This window comes from Mesorhizobium sp. B2-8-9 (genome assembly GCF_006439475.1).
Classification (GTDB): Bacteria; Pseudomonadota; Alphaproteobacteria; order Rhizobiales; family Rhizobiaceae; genus Mesorhizobium.
The window spans coordinates 18,940-34,625 of sequence record NZ_VFTQ01000046.1; the positions used below are offsets into that span (position 1 = coordinate 18,940).

Genomic DNA, 15,686 nt, shown 5'->3' on the forward strand with positions numbered 1-15,686 from the left:
CTGGCGGCCGTCCCGGCGGCCTGAAATGCGGTGAACAGGGGCGAAAACTGTGCCCGCCGAGGCGCAAAATTAACCGTTTGTTTCCTATGCCTGTTTAGCGTGGCTTAACGATTGGCCGATCCGCGCGCCCAAGCCGCCAGAGAGCAAGTTCCAGGACAATGGTCGACAGGGATAACCGTGATGACTGGAGGCGCGAGCGTTCTCTGCTCGCGCTCGGCCAAGCGATGCGTGGCGACGACAAGACGGTTTCGATCGGCGACCGGGCCAATTCCTCTTGGCGCGAGGACGCCGCCGCGCGCCATCGCGCCGCGCGTTCCGAGCGCGAAGAAAAGTTGAATCCGCGCCCCGCCGAAATCGGCGGATTTGACCACGATCAGGCGGATCCAGTCGAAACAGGCGACGACCGGGCCGCGTCACTAGGGCAGGGCTACGGGGGCACTGCGGAAGGTCACCAACCGCATGCCGCTCCGGAACCTCGTCATACAAGCCGACCACCTGCTATCGACGATTCCCAGGAATGGAAACCGCTGATCGACCCGGTGCAGGTGATTGGCGGCATCGCTCGCTCCAAAGCGCTGATCCTGTCCACCACCATCCTGGGCGCCGCGCTTGGCATAGTCCTCGCGCTGTCGACGCCGAAGAAATACGAAGCTACGACCGAGCTAACCATCGAGCCGGGCGACCTGAAACTTGCCGAACGCGATCTCACCCAATCGGTGGGTGAGCCCGACGCGGCATTGGCCGTTGTCGAAACCCGCATCAAGATGGTCACATCAGGCAAGGTTCTTGACGAGGTCGTCAAGGAGCTCAACCTCGTCAACGACCCGGAGTTCAACGGTCAGGGGTCTGGCGGCCTCGGCGTCGCGTCGTTCTTGCGCTCGATGATTTCGCGAGATGACCAGCCGGCCGGCAGCGACGAGATTCGCCGCCAGGCGCTGGCCGTCGGCAATCTGGCCGACAGCCTGTCGGTCGAGCGCACGGGCAAGACTTTTGTCATCTCCATCAGCGCCACCACGCGCAATGGCGAGAAATCGGCAGAGATAGCTAACACGACGAGAGACGTCTTCCAGCGGGAGATCGGCAACTACCAGTCAGAAATGGCCGGACGTGCGACGAGCGCGCTGACGTCGAAGCTCGATGAGCTGCGCAAGGGCGTCGAGACGGCCGAACGCAACGTTGAGGATTTCAGGGCGACGCACGACCTTGTCGACGCGCAGGGCCACCTGATCAGCGATGATCAGATGTTGAAGCTCAACGAGCAGCTTTCCGTCGCCCGCGCCCGCACGCTCGAGCTGAACGCCCGCGCCGCCTCGGCGCGCTCGCTGAACGTCAACTCGGTCCTCAGCGGCACGTTGCCGGAAGAGATCAACTCCAACATGATGAGCGAGCTGCGCTCGCAATATGCGGCGCTGAAGCAGGAAGCCGACCGCGCCGCGATCAAGTTCGGGCCGCGTCATCCTGAGCTGCAGGCGCTAAACGCCCAGCTTGCCGGCGCGCGCGAACGCATCACCGCCGAGCTGCAGCGCATCGCGTCCTCGCTGCAGGTCGACCTGAAGCGCTCCGTTCAGCTCGAGCAGGACTTGTCCTCGCGCCTGGCCCAGGCCAAGGTGCAGAGTGGCGATGTGAACAACAATCTTGTTTCGCTGCGCGAACTGGAACGCGAAGCCGCCGCCAAGCGCTCGGTTTATGAGCAGTATTTGCTGCGCGCCAAGGAAACCGGCGAGCAAAAGAACGTCAATTCGGCCAACATCAACGTGCTTTCGCCGGCTCAACCGCCGCTGGAGGCCAAGGGGCCGACGCGTGTCCTGATGGCCTTGGCGGGGCTGTTCGCCGGCCTGTTTGCCGGCATCGGCCTCGGCGCGCTGCGCGGCATCCTTGCCAGCCTGCGCGAGACGGCCAATGCACGCTCGCGTCGCGCGACTGAAGACCGTCCTTCTGCGCTTGAGAGCAATTCCAATCGGGCCGCCCCACCGGCGCCGCCACCACTCGCCACGCCGCCGGCTTCGCCTGTCGCTCCGCCGCCACCTCCGGCTTTCACACCAGCACCGGCTCCGCCTTTCATGCCGCCTCCGCCTTCATCCTTCACGCCGTCTCCGGCAGCGTCATTCACACCGTCGCCTGCTTCACCGCCGGTTCCACCACCGGTGTCGACGACTGCACCGGCTCCGGTCAAATCCGTCACGCCGCCGCCGGAACCGGCCAACGATGCCGGCCGTCCCGGGCTTTTCGGCTCGCTTGCCTCGGCGGTTCGCTATTTCGTGCGGCGCGAGCCGGCTGAAACGGTCGATATGGACTCTGTCCCGCCTGAAAGCGCCTGGCGGGCGCCCACCCTGGAAGAACGCTATCCCCGGGTTCAACCATCGGCGCGGGAGAATTTCCGGCAGCCATACGAGCAGGGCTATTCCTATTCGTACCGGCCGGACCACGGCCGGACCGATCCCTACGACGATCATTATTCGGCATCGGCGGCATCCTATCATCCGCGGTCGCCGGCCGCCGGCGAGGCCGACCAGCCCCCCGCCGACCAGTCCCCTGCCGGCCAGCAAGGCGAGATCGACGAGATCCGCGCCAGCCTGCGCGAATTCCGCGAGGCGGTGCGCGAGCTGACCGAAAGCCGCACGCGCCGCCGCTATTTCTAAACTATCCGTATTTCTGGACGGCTCGCGGTTCGATAAAAGCGGCCGGTTTCGGGTTTACGGCATCCGACGACGCTTTGACGGGATTGCCTTGTCGAATTTTCGTGAAAATGCCGCGTTGCATTCGGGCCGCAAGCGTCTCGCTTTGGCGGATCGACAATGCCGATCGAGGAAATGGGGCCGTGCGTCGATGCGGCCTCGAAGCGAAGCTGAGGGTTAGTGATGGCCGAAGTGATTGATGGGAAGAGTGTCGCCGAGGACGTGGTTTCGAAGGTCAAGGCTCTGACCGCGGAGCTGTCGGCCAAAGGGGCCACCAAGCCCGGCCTTGCGGTGGTGATCGTCGGCGAGGATCCGGCAAGCCAGGTCTATGTCGCCTCGAAATCGCGCACCGCCAAGGAATGCGGCTTCCATTCGCTCCAGCATACGCTGCCGGCCGACACCACCGAGGAGCAATTGCTGAAGATCATCGGCGACCTCAACGCCGATAAGTCTATCCACGGCATCCTCGTGCAACTGCCGCTCCCCGGCCATATCGACGCCGGCAAGGTGATCCAGACGATCGCGCCGGAAAAGGATGTCGACGGCTTCCACTTCATCAATGTCGGCAAGCTCGGCACCGGCGAGCTCGACACGGCCTTCGTGCCCTGCACGCCGGCAGGCTCCATGCTGTTGATCGAGCGGGTGCGCGGCAAGGACCTTTCCGGCCTCAACGCCGTCGTCGTCGGCCGCTCCAACATCGTCGGCAAGCCGATGGCCAACCTGCTGCTCGCCGCCAACTGCACGGTCACTATTGCCCACAGCCGCACCAGGGATCTCCCGGCGCTTGCTCGCACCGCCGATATCCTGGTCGCCGCGGTCGGCCGTCCGGAAATGGTCAAGGGCGATTGGGTCAAGTCCGGCGCGACCGTCATCGACGTCGGCATCAACCGCATCCCCGCGCCCGAAAAGGGCGAAGGCAAGAGCCGCCTGGTCGGCGACGTCGCCTATGCCGAAGCGGCCAAGCTCGCGGGTGCGATCACGCCGGTGCCGGGCGGCGTCGGACCGATGACCATTGCCATGCTGATGGCGAACACTGTAGCTTCCGCCTACCTTGCGGCCGGGTTGAAGCGGCCGTCCTTCTGATTTGAGAAAGCCTCGGCATTGCCGAACCTGACCGCTCCCCAGCATTTTGCAGCCAAGTGGAACCACTTGGCGCTGCACAAATGCGGCTGAAATAAAGGGACAGAGCGGGATGCCCCACTCGAACCAGTCGCATCCCGTTCTCGAGCGGCCGATCACGAGCGATCCCGTTCAGGGCGGCCGCCAGTTCGGCTTCCTCTTGGTCGACAAATTCTCGATGTTCTCGCTGGCGGCCGCCATCGACTGCTTCCGCTCGGCGAACCGACTGCTCGGCCGCGATTTCTATGGCTGGACGACGATCTCGGCCGACGGCGACGCGGTCATGGCCTCGAACGGCCTGCCGTTGAAGATCGACTATTCGGTCGCCGACATGCCGCCGGTCGACATCCTGTTCGTTTCGGTCGGCCTCTCCATCGAATTTCCCGGCAAGAGCAAGGTTCTGGCGGCGCTGCGCAGCTGGGGGCGGCGCGGCAATGCGCTCGGCGCCCTGTCGGTCGGCTCTTATCTCCTGGCCGAAGCCGGGCAGCTCGACGGCTATCGCTGCACCATCCATTGGGAGAACCGCGCCGGCTTCATGGAGCGTTTCCCCGACATCAACTGCACCGGCAACGTCTTCGAGATCGACCGCAAGCGTTACACCTGTGCCGGCGGCACCACCTCGATCGACCTGATGCTGGAGATCGTGCGCGGCGATTTCGGCTCCAACCTCGCCAACGGCGTCGCCAACCAGTTCCAGCACGAGCGCATACGCTCGGCCGGCGACCGCCAGCGCGTCGGCCCCGAACGGGACCTCACCGGCAAGTCGGAGAAGCTGAGGCGCATCGTCGAGTTGATGGCCGATCATCTCGACGAACCGCTGTCGGCGGTGCAGCTCGCCAAGTCGGCGGGGCTGTCGGTGCGCCAGGTCGAGCGCCTGTTCCTGCGCCATTTGAGCGTCACCCCCGGCCGCTACTATATGCGGCTGCGGCTCGAACGCGCGCGCGAATTGCTGCGCCAGACCAACATGCCGATTCTCGACGTGGCGATCGCCACCGGCTTCACCTCGCACTCCTATTTCGCGCAGAGTTACCGGCTGCAGTTCGGCCGTCCGCCATCGGAAGAGCGGCGCACCACTTATTGAGTGACTCGCCGGCCTTCGGACTTGTCTCCGAATGCCGCCTCAAATAGCTTTCGCAACGCGGACGAGGGTTGCTCTCAGGAGATTTCCATGGCGGGACTGATACGGAGCGTCGCTGCGGCGCTCCTGCTTTTGTCGATGACCGGTTTCGGCTTTGCCGCCAACAAGGTCATCATCATTCTTGATGCATCAGGCTCGATGTGGGCCCAGATCGACGGCAAGCCGAAGCTGGAGATCGCGCGTGAATCGCTGCGCACGGTGCTTCAGTCGGTTCCCGCCGACGACGAGATCGGCTTCATGGCCTATGGCCATCGCACCAAAGGTAGTTGCGACGACATCGAGTTGATCGTTCCGCCGCAGGCCGGTTCAGCCAGCGCTATCTCGTCGGCAGCCGACAGCATGAAATTCCTCGGCAAGACGCCGCTCACGGCCGCCGTCAAGCAGGCGGCGGAAGCGCTCAAATACACCGAGGACAAGGCCACCGTGGTGCTGATCACCGACGGGCTCGAGACCTGCGGCGGCGATCCTTGCGCGCTAGGCAAGGAGCTGAAGGAAAGCGGCGTCGACTTCACCGCCGATGTCGTCGGCTTCGGCCTGACCGCCGACGAGGGCAAGCAGATCGCCTGCCTCGCCGAAAACACCGGCGGCAAATACATCCAGGCCTCCGATGAGAAGGCGCTGCAGGAAGCTCTGGTCGAGACCGTCACGGCTCCGGCGCCGACGCCCGCTCCGTCACCCGCGCCAGCGCCCGAGCCCGCCAAGCCTGAATTCAATTTCACGCCGAGCGTGGTCATGGCCGAGGGCGGTCCCGAAATCTCCGACAACAGCAACGCTTGGGAAATCTACAAGGCCAATGCGGACGGCTCGCGCGGCGACCAAGTCATGACCGAGTATGGCGAGCTGAAAACCAATCTCGAACCGGGCGACTACATCGTCGTCGGCCGCGTCGACGAGGCGAGGAGCGAGCAGAAGATCAAGATAGAGGCTGGCAAGACCTACAGCCCGCTGTTCACGCTGAACGCCGGCACTTTGGTCATCCACCCGCATGCTAGCCAGGGCTCGGAGATCAGCGGCGAAGCGCGTGTCGATTTCGCCTATCCTGGCGGCAGCACCACGCACTATGGCGACGCCAAGGCGACCGTCCCCGCCGGCGAGCAGAAAGTGAAGGTGCAGATCGGCGCCGGCACTGCGACCGAGACGGTCCGGCTTGCCGCCGGGCAGACCGTCGAGAAGGACATCGTCGTCGGCGTTGGTCATGCCGTGCTCAACGCCTACTACACCGCCGGCGGCGACAAGGCCGACAATTCCGGCATCGGCTTTGAGGTCGTCAAGGCGAAGAAGAAGATCGACGGCTCGCGTGAAAGCGTGGAGCATTCCTACGGACCTGACAGCAAGTTCTGGCTGCCGCCGGACGACTATGTCGCGCTCACCACGCTCGATCTTGCCGTCGTCGAGCAGCCCTTCAGCATCAAGGCCGGCGACAATCAGGACATCAAGGTCGCGCTCGATGCGGGCGTGCTGGCGATGTCGGCACCCGGCGCCTATTCGATCGAGGTGTTGTCGTCGAAGAAGGACATCGAAGGCAAACGCAAGTCGCTGGGCCTGACTTACGGTGATAGTTGGCAACAGGCGATCTCCGCCGGCGACTATGTGGTCGTGCGCCACATGTCCGCTGAAGGCCAGGAGAAGGAATTGCCGGTGACGATCAAGGCCGGCGAGCGGACCGAGATCACCGTTCAGTAGGCGTGGTTAGCGAACGAACGAAAAAGGGCGGCTCCGAGCCGCCCTTTTTCGTAAGGCACATTGGGGAAGACGTCAGGCGTTGCCAAACGCGGCGGCGCCGTGATCGGCCCGCCCGACCAACTGTCGGAAGCCCGCGAACAGCTCTCGGCCGAAGCCGAACTCGTTGCCGATGAGGTCGGCGTCGGCCGTGCGGCGCAGCGCGAATTCCGTCCCCGGCACCAGCACTTCCAGCGTGCCGGCATCGGCGTCTAGCCGGATGACATCGCCGTCATGGATCCTGGCGATCGGTCCGTCCTCGACCGCTTCCGGCGTCACATGGATCGCTGCCGGCACCTTGCCGGAGGCGCCCGACATGCGCCCGTCGGTCACCAGCGCGACACGCTGGCCGCGATCCTGCAGGATGCCGAGCACGGTGGTTAGCTTGTGCAGTTCCGGCATGCCGTTGGCCTTCGGCCCCTGGAAGCGGATCACGGCGATGAAATCGCCGGTAAGCTGGCCGGCCTTGAAAGCGTCGTTGAGGCCCTGCTGGCTGTCGAACACCTTGGCCGGCGCCTCGATGACGCGACGTTCGGGCTTGACCGCAGAGGTCTTGATCACGGCATGGCCGAGATTGCCGGCCAGCACTTTCAAGCCGCCGGTCGGCTGGAACGCTTTCTTGACCGGCGCCAGCACCTTCTCGTCGCCGCTGTTGAGCGGCGCCGCTTCGCGCACGACGCTGCCGTCATCGCCAAGCCTCGCCTCGACCGCGTAGGGCCGCAGGCCTTCGCCCCACACCGTCTGCACATCCTCGTGCAACAGGCCTTCGTCGAGCAATTCGCGGATCAGGAAGCCGAGCCCGCCTGCCGCGTGAAAGTGGTTCACGTCGGCAAGCCCGTTCGGATAGACGCGCGCGAGCAGCGGCACGGCCTCCGACAGGTCGGAAATGTCCTGCCAGGTCAGCGCGATGCCGGCGGCGGCGGCCATGGCTATGAGGTGGATCGTGTGGTTGGTCGAGCCGCCAGTGGCGTGCAGCCCGACGACCCCGTTGACGACCGAGCGCTCGTCGATCATGCGCCCGACCGGCGTATAGGCATTGCCGAGCGCGGTGATCGCCAGCGCGCGCTTTGCCGCTTCCCTGGTCAGCGCGTCGCGCAGCGGCGTGCCCGGATTGACGAAGGAGGCGCCGGGCGTGTGCAGGCCCATGATCTCCATCAGCATCTGGTTCGAATTGGCGGTGCCGTAGAAGGTGCAGGTGCCCGGCCCGTGATAGGATTTGGACTCCGCTTCCAGCAGTTCGGCGCGGCCGACCTTGCCTTCGGCATAAAGCTGGCGGATCCTGGCCTTCTCGTCATTCGCGAGACCGGTCGTCATCGGCCCGGCCGGGATGAAGACCGCAGGCAGATGCCCGAAGGTGAGCGCTGCGATCACCAGCCCGGGCACGATCTTGTCGCAGACGCCGAGGAAGACGGCGGCGTCGAACATGTTGTGCGACAGGCCGATCGCCGCCGCCATCGCGATCACGTCGCGTGAGAACAGCGACAGCTCCATGCCGGGCTGGCCTTGGGTGACGCCGTCGCACATCGCCGGCACGCCGCCGGCGACCTGGGCGATACCGCCTGCCTCGCGCGCGGCTTCCTTGATCAGTGCCGGGAACGTCTCGAAGGGCTGATGCGCCGACAGCATGTCATTGTAGGAGGTGATGATGCCGAGGTTCGGCACGCGGTCGCCCCCGAGCGCGATCTTTTCGGATGGGCTGCACACGGCAAAGCCGTGGGCGAGATTGCCGCAGCCCAGCACCGCGCGGTTGGCGGTGCGGCTGGAAGCCTCCGCGATACGGCCGAGATAGGCTTCGCGGCCGGCCCTCGAACGTTGGCGGATGCGTTCCGTGATGGTTTCGATGTCGCGTCTGGCTGTCATGGTCCGTCCTTTCGAGCCCGGCAACGTCCTCCCTCTGCCGCCGGGCTGTCCTCATCTGAAATCAGGGTGCCCAGAACACCTCTATCGGTCTAGGCGCCGCCTCGATCACTCTGCGGATGGGCTTCTTCGCGCCAGGACTCATCGCGCCGTTGAACACGGCGCGCTTGTCCTCGCCTTCGATGTGGAGCGCGACGAAGCCGGCGGCGACGATGCGCGCCATCGACAGCGTGAGCCGCGGCTCGCCCCCGCTTGCCGCATGCACCGGTAGCACGATCCGCCGCGAGGCCGGGTCGAGCAATTCCTCGAGATTGCCGGCATCCGGGAAGAACGACGCCGTATGGCCATCGCCGCCCATGCCGAGGACCACCACGTCGAGCGGCCAGGGCAGCGCCCGCAGCGCTTCGCTATCCATCGCGGCTGCATCCTCGATGCTCGCCGCCTCGTGGTAGAGCGGCACGAAGCGCGCCGCAGCGGCCTTGTTCTGGAGCAGGTTCGCCGCCACCAGCCCGGCATTCGAACGCGGCGAGGACGGCGGCACGAAGCGCTCGTCGACCAGCGTCACGGTGACCTTGTCCCAGGTGATGGGCGCGGTCGACAGCGTGGCGAACAATTTCGCCGGCGTGGTGCCGCCAGACACTGCGAGCAGCGCTGTGCCGCGTTCCGCGATGGCGCTGTCCAGCCGGTCGGCAATCTGTCCGGCCAGCGCCGTCGCCAGGTCCTGGCGATCGGCAAAGCCGTTCCAGCCGTAGCGGACTTGGCTCAATTGCTCTCGTGCCATGTTCGTCCGTCACGTTCGATGAGCGCGATCGAGGCCGACGGCCCCCAGGTTCCGGCGGTATAGCCCTGAGCTTCCTGCCGGGCGCTTTCCCAGGCGTTCTGGATCGGGTCGATCCATTTCCAGGCAGCCTCGACTTCGTCGCGGCGCATGAACAGCGTCTGGTTGCCGCGCACCACATCCATGATCAGTCGCTCATAAGCGTCCGGCGCACGACCTTGGAAGGACTGCGCGAAGCTCATGTCGAGCGAGATCTGGCGCAGCCGCATGCCGCCCGGCCCCGGATCCTTGATCATTATGAACTGCTTCACCCCCTCGTCCGGCTGCAGGCGGATGACCAGCTGGTTGGGGAAGATCGGCCCGGCGCTGTCGCCGAAGATGGAATAGGGGATCGGCTTGAACTCGATGACGATTTCCGAGACGCGGGTGGCGAGCCGTTTGCCGGTCCTCAGATAGAAGGGAACGCCGGCCCAGCGCCAGTTGCCGATCTCGGCCTTCACGGCGACGAAGGTCTCGGTGTTGCTGTCCTTGCCGAGCTCCTCGACATAGCCCTTGACAGGCCCGCCGGCCGAGGCGCCGGCGCGATACTGGCCGCGCACGGTGTGCTTCGGCGCCTCGTTGCCGTTGATGCGCTTCAGTGCCCGCAGCACCTTCAGTTTCTCGTCGCGCACCGCGTCGGCGTCCATCGACGACGGCGTTTCCATGGCCACCAGGCAGAGCAGCTGCAGAATGTGGTTCTGCACCATGTCGCGCAACGCGCCTGCCTTGTCGTAGTAGGTGACGCGATCCTCGAGACCAACGGTCTCGGCGACCGTGATCTGAACATGGTCGATCTGGGCGGAGTTCCACAACGGCTCGTAGAGCGCGTTGGCAAAGCGCAGCGCCATCAGGTTCTGCACCGTTTCCTTGCCGAGATAGTGGTCGATGCGGAAGATCTGGCTTTCGTGGAAATCGTCACCGACAGCGTCATTGAGCGCCCGCGCCGAGGTGAGGTCGCGGCCGATCGGCTTTTCCAGCACGATGCGCGAGTTCGGCGTGATCAGCTTGTACTCCTTGAGCTGGTGCGAAATGTCGCCGAACAGCGCCGGCGCCACCGCAAGGTAGAAGGCGCGGATGCGGTCGCTGTCGCCGATTGCTTTCTTCAACTTGTCGAAGCCGGCGCCAGTGGTTGCGTCCGCCGACACGTAGGAGAGCCTTGCCAGGAATATCTCCAACTCCTTCGGATCGATATCGGCAGGCTTCACATGATCTGATATCGCCTTCTTGGCGAAGCCCTGGAATTCGGCATCGGTCATTTTGGCGCGCGAGGTGCCGATGATGCGCGTCGGCTCGGAGAACTGGTGGCCGCACTGGCGATAGTAGAGCGATGGCAGGAGCTTGCGTTCCGACAGGTCGCCGGTGCCGCCGAAGATGATGAAGTCGAATGGGTCGACAGGGATGATCTGGCTGGTCATGGTCAGTCCGATTTGATGCCGGGCGCCGGCAGCGTGGTTGGTATATTCTAATCGATTTAAATTTTCCAGTGCCATGGTGTCACATGCGAGGACCAATGGCTTGCACTTGCATCGGTCCACATGTTTCCCGACACTCACGCCGCCGGCAGGCCTGTCGGCAAGCCATGGCTTCCGGAAGCGTTCGCGGCTGCAGCATAGAACGCGAATGTGACGAAAGCTAAGGGAGATGTAGCCTGGCGCGCGACGTGCCGGGCGGCAGATGGAAAAATCACGTCAAGCTGCGGAATCCAAAGAGCAGGAAAACCATGCGTCTGGAAAACAAAGTCGCCGTCATCACCGGCGCAGCGTCGGGCTTCGGCGAAGGCATGGCCAAGCGCTTTGCCGAAGAGGGCGCGCGCGTGATCGTCGCCGACCTCAACGCCAGGGGGGCCGAGCGGGTGGCCGAAGAGATCGGCGAGAGCGCCATCTGGATCCAGACCGACGTTTCCCTGCGCTCCGAATTCGACGAGATGATCTATGCCGCCAAGAGCGCCTTCGGTCGCATCGACATCATGGTCAACAATGCGGGCTTCACCCATCGCAATGGCGATATGCTCGGCGTCGATGAGGAAACCTTCGATCTGATCACCGCCGTCAACATGAAGGCGATCTACCACGCGGCGCTTGCCGTCGTGCCGATCATGGACCGCCAGGGCGGCGGCGTCATCCTGACCACGGCCTCCACGGCCGGGCTTCGGCCGCGGCCGGGCCTGACCTGGTACAACGCCTCCAAGGGCTGGGCGATCACCGCCACCAAGTCGATGGCCGTCGAGCTGGCGCCGAAGAACATCCGCGTCAACTGCCTCTGCCCGGTCGCCGGCGAGACCGGCATGCTGGAGAAGTTCATGGGCGCCGACACGCCTGAGATCCGCGAAAAGTTCCGCGCCTCGATCCCGCTCGGACGGCTCTCGACACCGCTCGACATCGCCAACGCGGCGCTGTGGCTGGCCTCGGATGAAGCCGCCTTCATCACCGGCGTGGCGCTGGAGGTCGATGGCGGGCGTTGTATCTGAGCCGCTCCTGGAAGCACATCGCGGTTTCCGCTCCTGGTTGCGGTGAACGAACGGATTGGCGCCGTCCGGCCGAGCTCCAGTTTGACTTGATGGTCCGCCGAAGGAATAACGGATCGGGGTAAGGGAAACTGGCGGGTGGTTAAGCTCAGGCTGCGCGAAATTGGCAACGACCTCGGCTGGCGATTGCGTCGCTATCGGGCAGAGCGTGCACGTGCGCGAAGCAAGGCGACCTTCATCGGCATAACCGGCAGCTCCGGCAAATCGACGGCAACGAGCTTGCTTGGTCATATCCTGGCCAGTCACGGCAAGGTCTATACCCAAGTTCTAGCCAACACGCTCAAGGCGCTTGTCCGCACGCTCTACAAGCGGATGAAACGTGCGGGCAAGGTCGACTATGTCGTCTTCGAAGCCGGCGCGTTTGAGCCCGGCTCAATCCGGTCGATGGCGCAGATGCTGAAGCCGGACGTAGCGGTCGTAACGATGGTCAGGCTGGAGCACGTCACTCAATTCCGGACCCTGGATGCTGTCGCCCAGGAAAAGAGAGCGCTGGTTGAGGTGTTGTCGCCGGGCGGACTCGCGATCTTGAACGCCGACGACCCGCATGTGCTTGATATGGCTTCGGGCGCAAGGTGCCGCGTGGCGACTTTCGGTCAGTCGGAAGCCGCGGACTATCGTGTAACAGACATCCATGCCGCCTATCCGGACCTGCTCAGATTTTCACTTCGCTGGCGCGGCGGCGACATAGACATGCAGACACGATTTCCTGGCGAGCACTTCTGGCTGCCGGCGGCGGCCGCCGCCGTCACGGCGCTGGAACTTGGTGTCCCGCCGGAAAAAATCGCCGCAAGGACAGCATCCTTCGAACCTCTAGCCAACCGCTGCACGGTGCTGGTGACCGATCGGGGTCCACAGTTCATAGTCGATGCCGCCAAAGCGCCCTGGCATTCGCTGAACATTGCGTTCGAGATGATGGCCAAAGCCAAGGCCGTTCGCAAACGGATCGTCGTCGGACAGATTTCCGACTACACCGGTTCGTCGAGAAAATATGGCGCTGCTTACGGTATCGCGCGCGACGTCGCCGACGAGGTCATCTATACCGGCGACAATGCCCATCGCTCACGCGCCAGCCAGGCGGATCGGGACAGTGGCCGTTTGATCGAGCTTCGCACCCCGAAGGAAGTCTCCGATCACATCAAGCAGACGGCTGTCCCCGGAGAACTGATCCTGCTGAAGAGCTCCGGCAATCTTCATCTGGAGAGGGTCGCGCTTGCCTGGACGCACGATGTCAGATGCTGGATACCAGCGTGCGGCAAGAAGGAAGGGTGTTCCACTTGCGGCCTCTACGAAGTGCCGTTCGAGGAACACAAGTCCTTCGTGGCAAATCGCCGACTTGAACGCAGAAGACGCCGTTTCGGATGGCTGCTTGGCCTCACGCGCCGGTCTTGACGTAGCTTTTGTAGACCCAGCCGTGCTTGCCGTTATAGACGATCTCGCACCATTTCTTACAATTCATCACCTGCACCGATGCCTTGGCCGGCACCGTGGTGATTGCGGCGGCACCTTTCTTCGGGCCTGAGCGCATGGTCACGGCCCTCAAGACGCGCCCGTTTGCGGCCGCGCTGGCTTTTTGAGCTTTCGGCTCAGGCTGCGCCGAGCTGTCTGTCGCTGCCGGCTGCGTATCTGGAACCTGCGGCTTGGCTTCGGGAATGGCGGCGGTTTGGGCGCCATCCATCGTGTCGCCCGGCTTCTTCGCTGCCGCTGCTGTCTCGCTGGCGGAACCGGTGACCTGCGACAGCGCGTTCGCGGCGTCGTTCTCGGCATCGGCCTCGGCAAAGGCGGTATCGGTCGATTGCGCGGGGGCCGCGCCGGCGGCCTGCTTGGATGGAGCTGGCTGGTTCTCGGCCGGGGCAGGCGGCGTCTTGGCGTCGGGAGCCGTCCAGCGGGGGTTATTTGATGCCAGGGCCGGAATATTGGCTTCGCGGGCCGCCGTCGTGGGCGTTACCGCGTCTCCCTTGCGCGCGGCCTGCGGCGCCGTCGCCACGGTCACCGCCGCTGCCGCCGGAGCGACTTTCGTGGTCTTCACCGGAATCGCCGGAACGGTCTGCTCGGCACTCGCCGCGGCCACTTGCCGGTCGCTGCCCGGAAAGCATAGCCATAGCGCCACCGCGGCCACGCCGATCAGCGCGGCGGTGCCGACCGCTGCAATGACCAGATGCGCGTTCGACTGTACCTTCTGCCAGAAGGATGGCCGTACGTTATAGCCGAACTGCATTGTGAAGCGCTGCCGTTCCGGCGCGCCGAAACTGAAGGGCTCGTTCACTCAAACCACCTCCAACAAGCGGGCCGACGTTCTTTCGATCATTGCCGTAACGATCGGCTTCGATCAGCATCGGTCCCTAAATCACTGCGGACAAAGCCCGCGAAATCCCCGGATTTTCGCCCATGATCGCACCTTTTACTGCTGATTATGGCATGAGTGAGCCAAATTGCGAAATTCTGCGTGCCTGTTAAGGCTTCCACAACCTGCCGCGTGGAAGCCGCCGGCGTCGAATCGGCGGCTTCGGATGGGCAGCCAGCTTCAAATCCTGTCACGCAACGCGAACCAGTTCAGCGCCAGGAACAAGAGCGGCGCGCGCAAACGCCGGCCGCCTGGGAAGGCGGGGATTTTCAGATCCTCGATCAGTTTCAAGCGGTCGCGATTGCCGGCAACGGTCTCGGCATAGAGCTTGCCGAAGAAGTTCGACAGCATGACGCCGTGGCCGGAATAACCGCCCATCGAAATCACTTTCGGCATCACTTCGCGTACGAACGGCTTTCGCGGCACCGTGATGCCGACATAGCCGCCCCAACCATGCGTGATCTCGACATCCTTAAGGTCGGGGTAGAGTTCGGCGATCTGCCTTCGGATGTGAATATGGATGTCCTTCGGATCGTTGACGGCATAGATCTCGCGGCCGCCGAACAACAGCCGGCCGTCCTTCGACTTGCGGAAATAGCGCACCACGAAGCGGGAATCATCGACCGACTCGCCGCCCGGCAGCACCTTGGAAGTGGCGCCGAGCGGCACGGTCGCGCCGATGAAGGAACCGATCGGCATGATGTGCGCCGCACTCACCGGCTCCAGATTGCCGCCATAGGCATTGACCCCGACCAGGCATTTGTCGGCTGTGATCGTGCCCCTGGGCGTCGTGACCGTCACCTTGCCGCCATTGGAAACGATGCCGGTGGACGGCGTCTGCTCGAACAGATGCGCGCCGGCGGCGGCCGCCACTTTCGCCGTGCCGATCACTAGTTTCAGCGGGTGGATGTGCCCCGTGCCGGTGTCGCGCGTGCCGCCGAAATAACGTGTCGAGCCCAGCCTTTCCGCGGTTTCCGCCGCGTCCATGAAGCTTATATGCGGGTAGCCGAAGCGGCTCGCCATGATCTCAGCGTGGCGCCTGTAGTCGTCGACATAACGCCGCTTGTGCGCCACCGAAAGCTGACCCGGCATATAGTCGATGTCGATCGCGTTGGCGGCGGCGAAGTCCAGCAGATGCGCCTTGGCTTCCTCGGCCAGGTCGAACAGCGCCTTGGCCCGGGAAAGGCCGTATTCGGCTTCCAATTCTTCCGCCCAGGCGCGCTGGCCGGTGCCGAGCTGCCCGCCATTGCGCCCCGACGCGCCATCGCCGAAGCGATAGGCATCGATCAGCACGACATCCGCGCCGGCCTTCGCCAAATGCGCGGCTGCCGACAAGCCAGTGAAGCCGCCGCCGATGATGACGACGTCGCAAATACGGTCGCCGTCGAGAGCCGGATATTCAGGCCGGGATCCGACCGTGTCCTCATACCAGGAACGACCGGGGGAGATGGGGGATTGGTAGGACATGATGCTCGGGAGTAGGGGAGTAGGGGAGT

General features: G+C 64.2%; 11 protein-coding genes. 6 read left to right on the forward strand and 5 right to left on the reverse strand.

Features of this window, described 5'->3' with window-relative positions:
- Positions 1-158: 158 nt before the first annotated feature.
- The 4 genes from FJ423_RS31560 to FJ423_RS31575 all read left to right on the forward strand — a co-directional run bounded on the left by FJ423_RS31560 (position 159) and on the right by FJ423_RS31575 (position 6,615).
- Positions 159-2,639: a GumC family protein gene (locus FJ423_RS31560; protein ID WP_140847454.1), complete on the forward strand. Its 2,481-nt coding sequence runs from the start codon at positions 159-161 to the stop codon at positions 2,637-2,639.
- A 219-nt stretch (positions 2,640-2,858) separates the two neighbouring features.
- Positions 2,859-3,758 (forward strand): bifunctional methylenetetrahydrofolate dehydrogenase/methenyltetrahydrofolate cyclohydrolase FolD, encoded by a 900-nt coding sequence (gene folD / locus FJ423_RS31565; protein ID WP_140847457.1) that lies wholly within the window; start codon positions 2,859-2,861, stop codon positions 3,756-3,758.
- Positions 3,759-3,867: 109 nt separating this feature from the next.
- Positions 3,868-4,875: a GlxA family transcriptional regulator gene (locus FJ423_RS31570; protein WP_095765643.1), complete on the forward strand. Its 1,008-nt coding sequence runs from the start codon at positions 3,868-3,870 to the stop codon at positions 4,873-4,875.
- 87 nt (positions 4,876-4,962) lie between these two features.
- A complete protein-coding gene (locus FJ423_RS31575) occupies positions 4,963-6,615 on the forward strand; it encodes a VWA domain-containing protein (protein WP_140847460.1) in 1,653 nt (550 codons plus the stop codon).
- Between the two features lie 72 nt (positions 6,616-6,687).
- Here the strand turns inward: FJ423_RS31575 and edd are convergent, their stop codons facing one another.
- From edd to zwf, 3 genes are all read right to left on the reverse strand, one after another.
- Entirely contained in the window at positions 6,688-8,511 is a 1,824-nt protein-coding gene (gene edd, locus FJ423_RS31580) for a phosphogluconate dehydratase (RefSeq protein WP_140847463.1), read from the reverse strand.
- 61 nt (positions 8,512-8,572) lie between these two features.
- On the reverse strand, positions 8,573-9,289 hold the full coding sequence (gene pgl, locus FJ423_RS31585; protein ID WP_140847465.1) for a 6-phosphogluconolactonase: 717 nt from the start codon (positions 9,287-9,289) through the stop codon (positions 8,573-8,575).
- Entirely contained in the window at positions 9,271-10,740 is a 1,470-nt protein-coding gene (gene zwf, locus FJ423_RS31590; protein WP_140847468.1) for a glucose-6-phosphate dehydrogenase, read from the reverse strand. Before zwf ends, pgl begins: the two co-directional genes overlap by 19 nt.
- Positions 10,741-11,045: 305 nt before the next feature.
- Between zwf and FJ423_RS31595 the strand changes: the two genes are divergently transcribed.
- Together FJ423_RS31595 and FJ423_RS31600 are read left to right on the forward strand one after the other, a co-directional pair.
- Positions 11,046-11,792 carry an SDR family oxidoreductase gene (locus tag FJ423_RS31595; protein WP_140847471.1) on the forward strand — a complete coding sequence of 249 codons (747 nt, stop codon included), beginning with the start codon at positions 11,046-11,048 and terminating at the stop codon, positions 11,790-11,792.
- Between the two features lie 135 nt (positions 11,793-11,927).
- Positions 11,928-13,238 (forward strand): Mur ligase family protein, encoded by a 1,311-nt coding sequence (locus FJ423_RS31600; RefSeq protein ID WP_140847474.1) that lies wholly within the window; start codon positions 11,928-11,930, stop codon positions 13,236-13,238.
- Here FJ423_RS31600 and FJ423_RS31605 read toward each other — a convergent pair.
- Together FJ423_RS31605 and FJ423_RS31610 are read right to left on the reverse strand one after the other, a co-directional pair.
- Positions 13,222-14,112: an SH3 domain-containing protein gene (locus FJ423_RS31605; protein WP_140847478.1), complete on the reverse strand. Its 891-nt coding sequence runs from the start codon at positions 14,110-14,112 to the stop codon at positions 13,222-13,224. The genes FJ423_RS31600 and FJ423_RS31605 overlap by 17 nt on opposite strands.
- A 258-nt stretch (positions 14,113-14,370) precedes the next feature.
- A complete protein-coding gene (locus tag FJ423_RS31610) occupies positions 14,371-15,657 on the reverse strand; it encodes an FAD-binding oxidoreductase (protein ID WP_140847481.1) in 1,287 nt (428 codons plus the stop codon).
- Positions 15,658-15,686: the final 29 nt, after the last annotated feature.

Coding starts and splice junctions, on each gene's coding strand:
- FJ423_RS31560 (WP_140847454.1), top strand. CDS start 159: ATGGTCGACAGGGATAACCGTGATGACTGGAGGCGCGAGCGTTCTCTG.
- folD (WP_140847457.1), top strand. CDS start 2,859: ATGGCCGAAGTGATTGATGGGAAGAGTGTCGCCGAGGACGTGGTTTCG.
- FJ423_RS31570 (WP_095765643.1), top strand. CDS start 3,868: ATGCCCCACTCGAACCAGTCGCATCCCGTTCTCGAGCGGCCGATCACG.
- FJ423_RS31575 (WP_140847460.1), top strand. CDS start 4,963: ATGGCGGGACTGATACGGAGCGTCGCTGCGGCGCTCCTGCTTTTGTCG.
- edd (WP_140847463.1), bottom strand. CDS start 8,511: ATGACAGCCAGACGCGACATCGAAACCATCACGGAACGCATCCGCCAA.
- pgl (WP_140847465.1), bottom strand. CDS start 9,289: ATGGCACGAGAGCAATTGAGCCAAGTCCGCTACGGCTGGAACGGCTTT.
- zwf (WP_140847468.1), bottom strand. CDS start 10,740: ATGACCAGCCAGATCATCCCTGTCGACCCATTCGACTTCATCATCTTC.
- FJ423_RS31595 (WP_140847471.1), top strand. CDS start 11,046: ATGCGTCTGGAAAACAAAGTCGCCGTCATCACCGGCGCAGCGTCGGGC.
- FJ423_RS31610 (WP_140847481.1), bottom strand. CDS start 15,657: ATGTCCTACCAATCCCCCATCTCCCCCGGTCGTTCCTGGTATGAGGAC.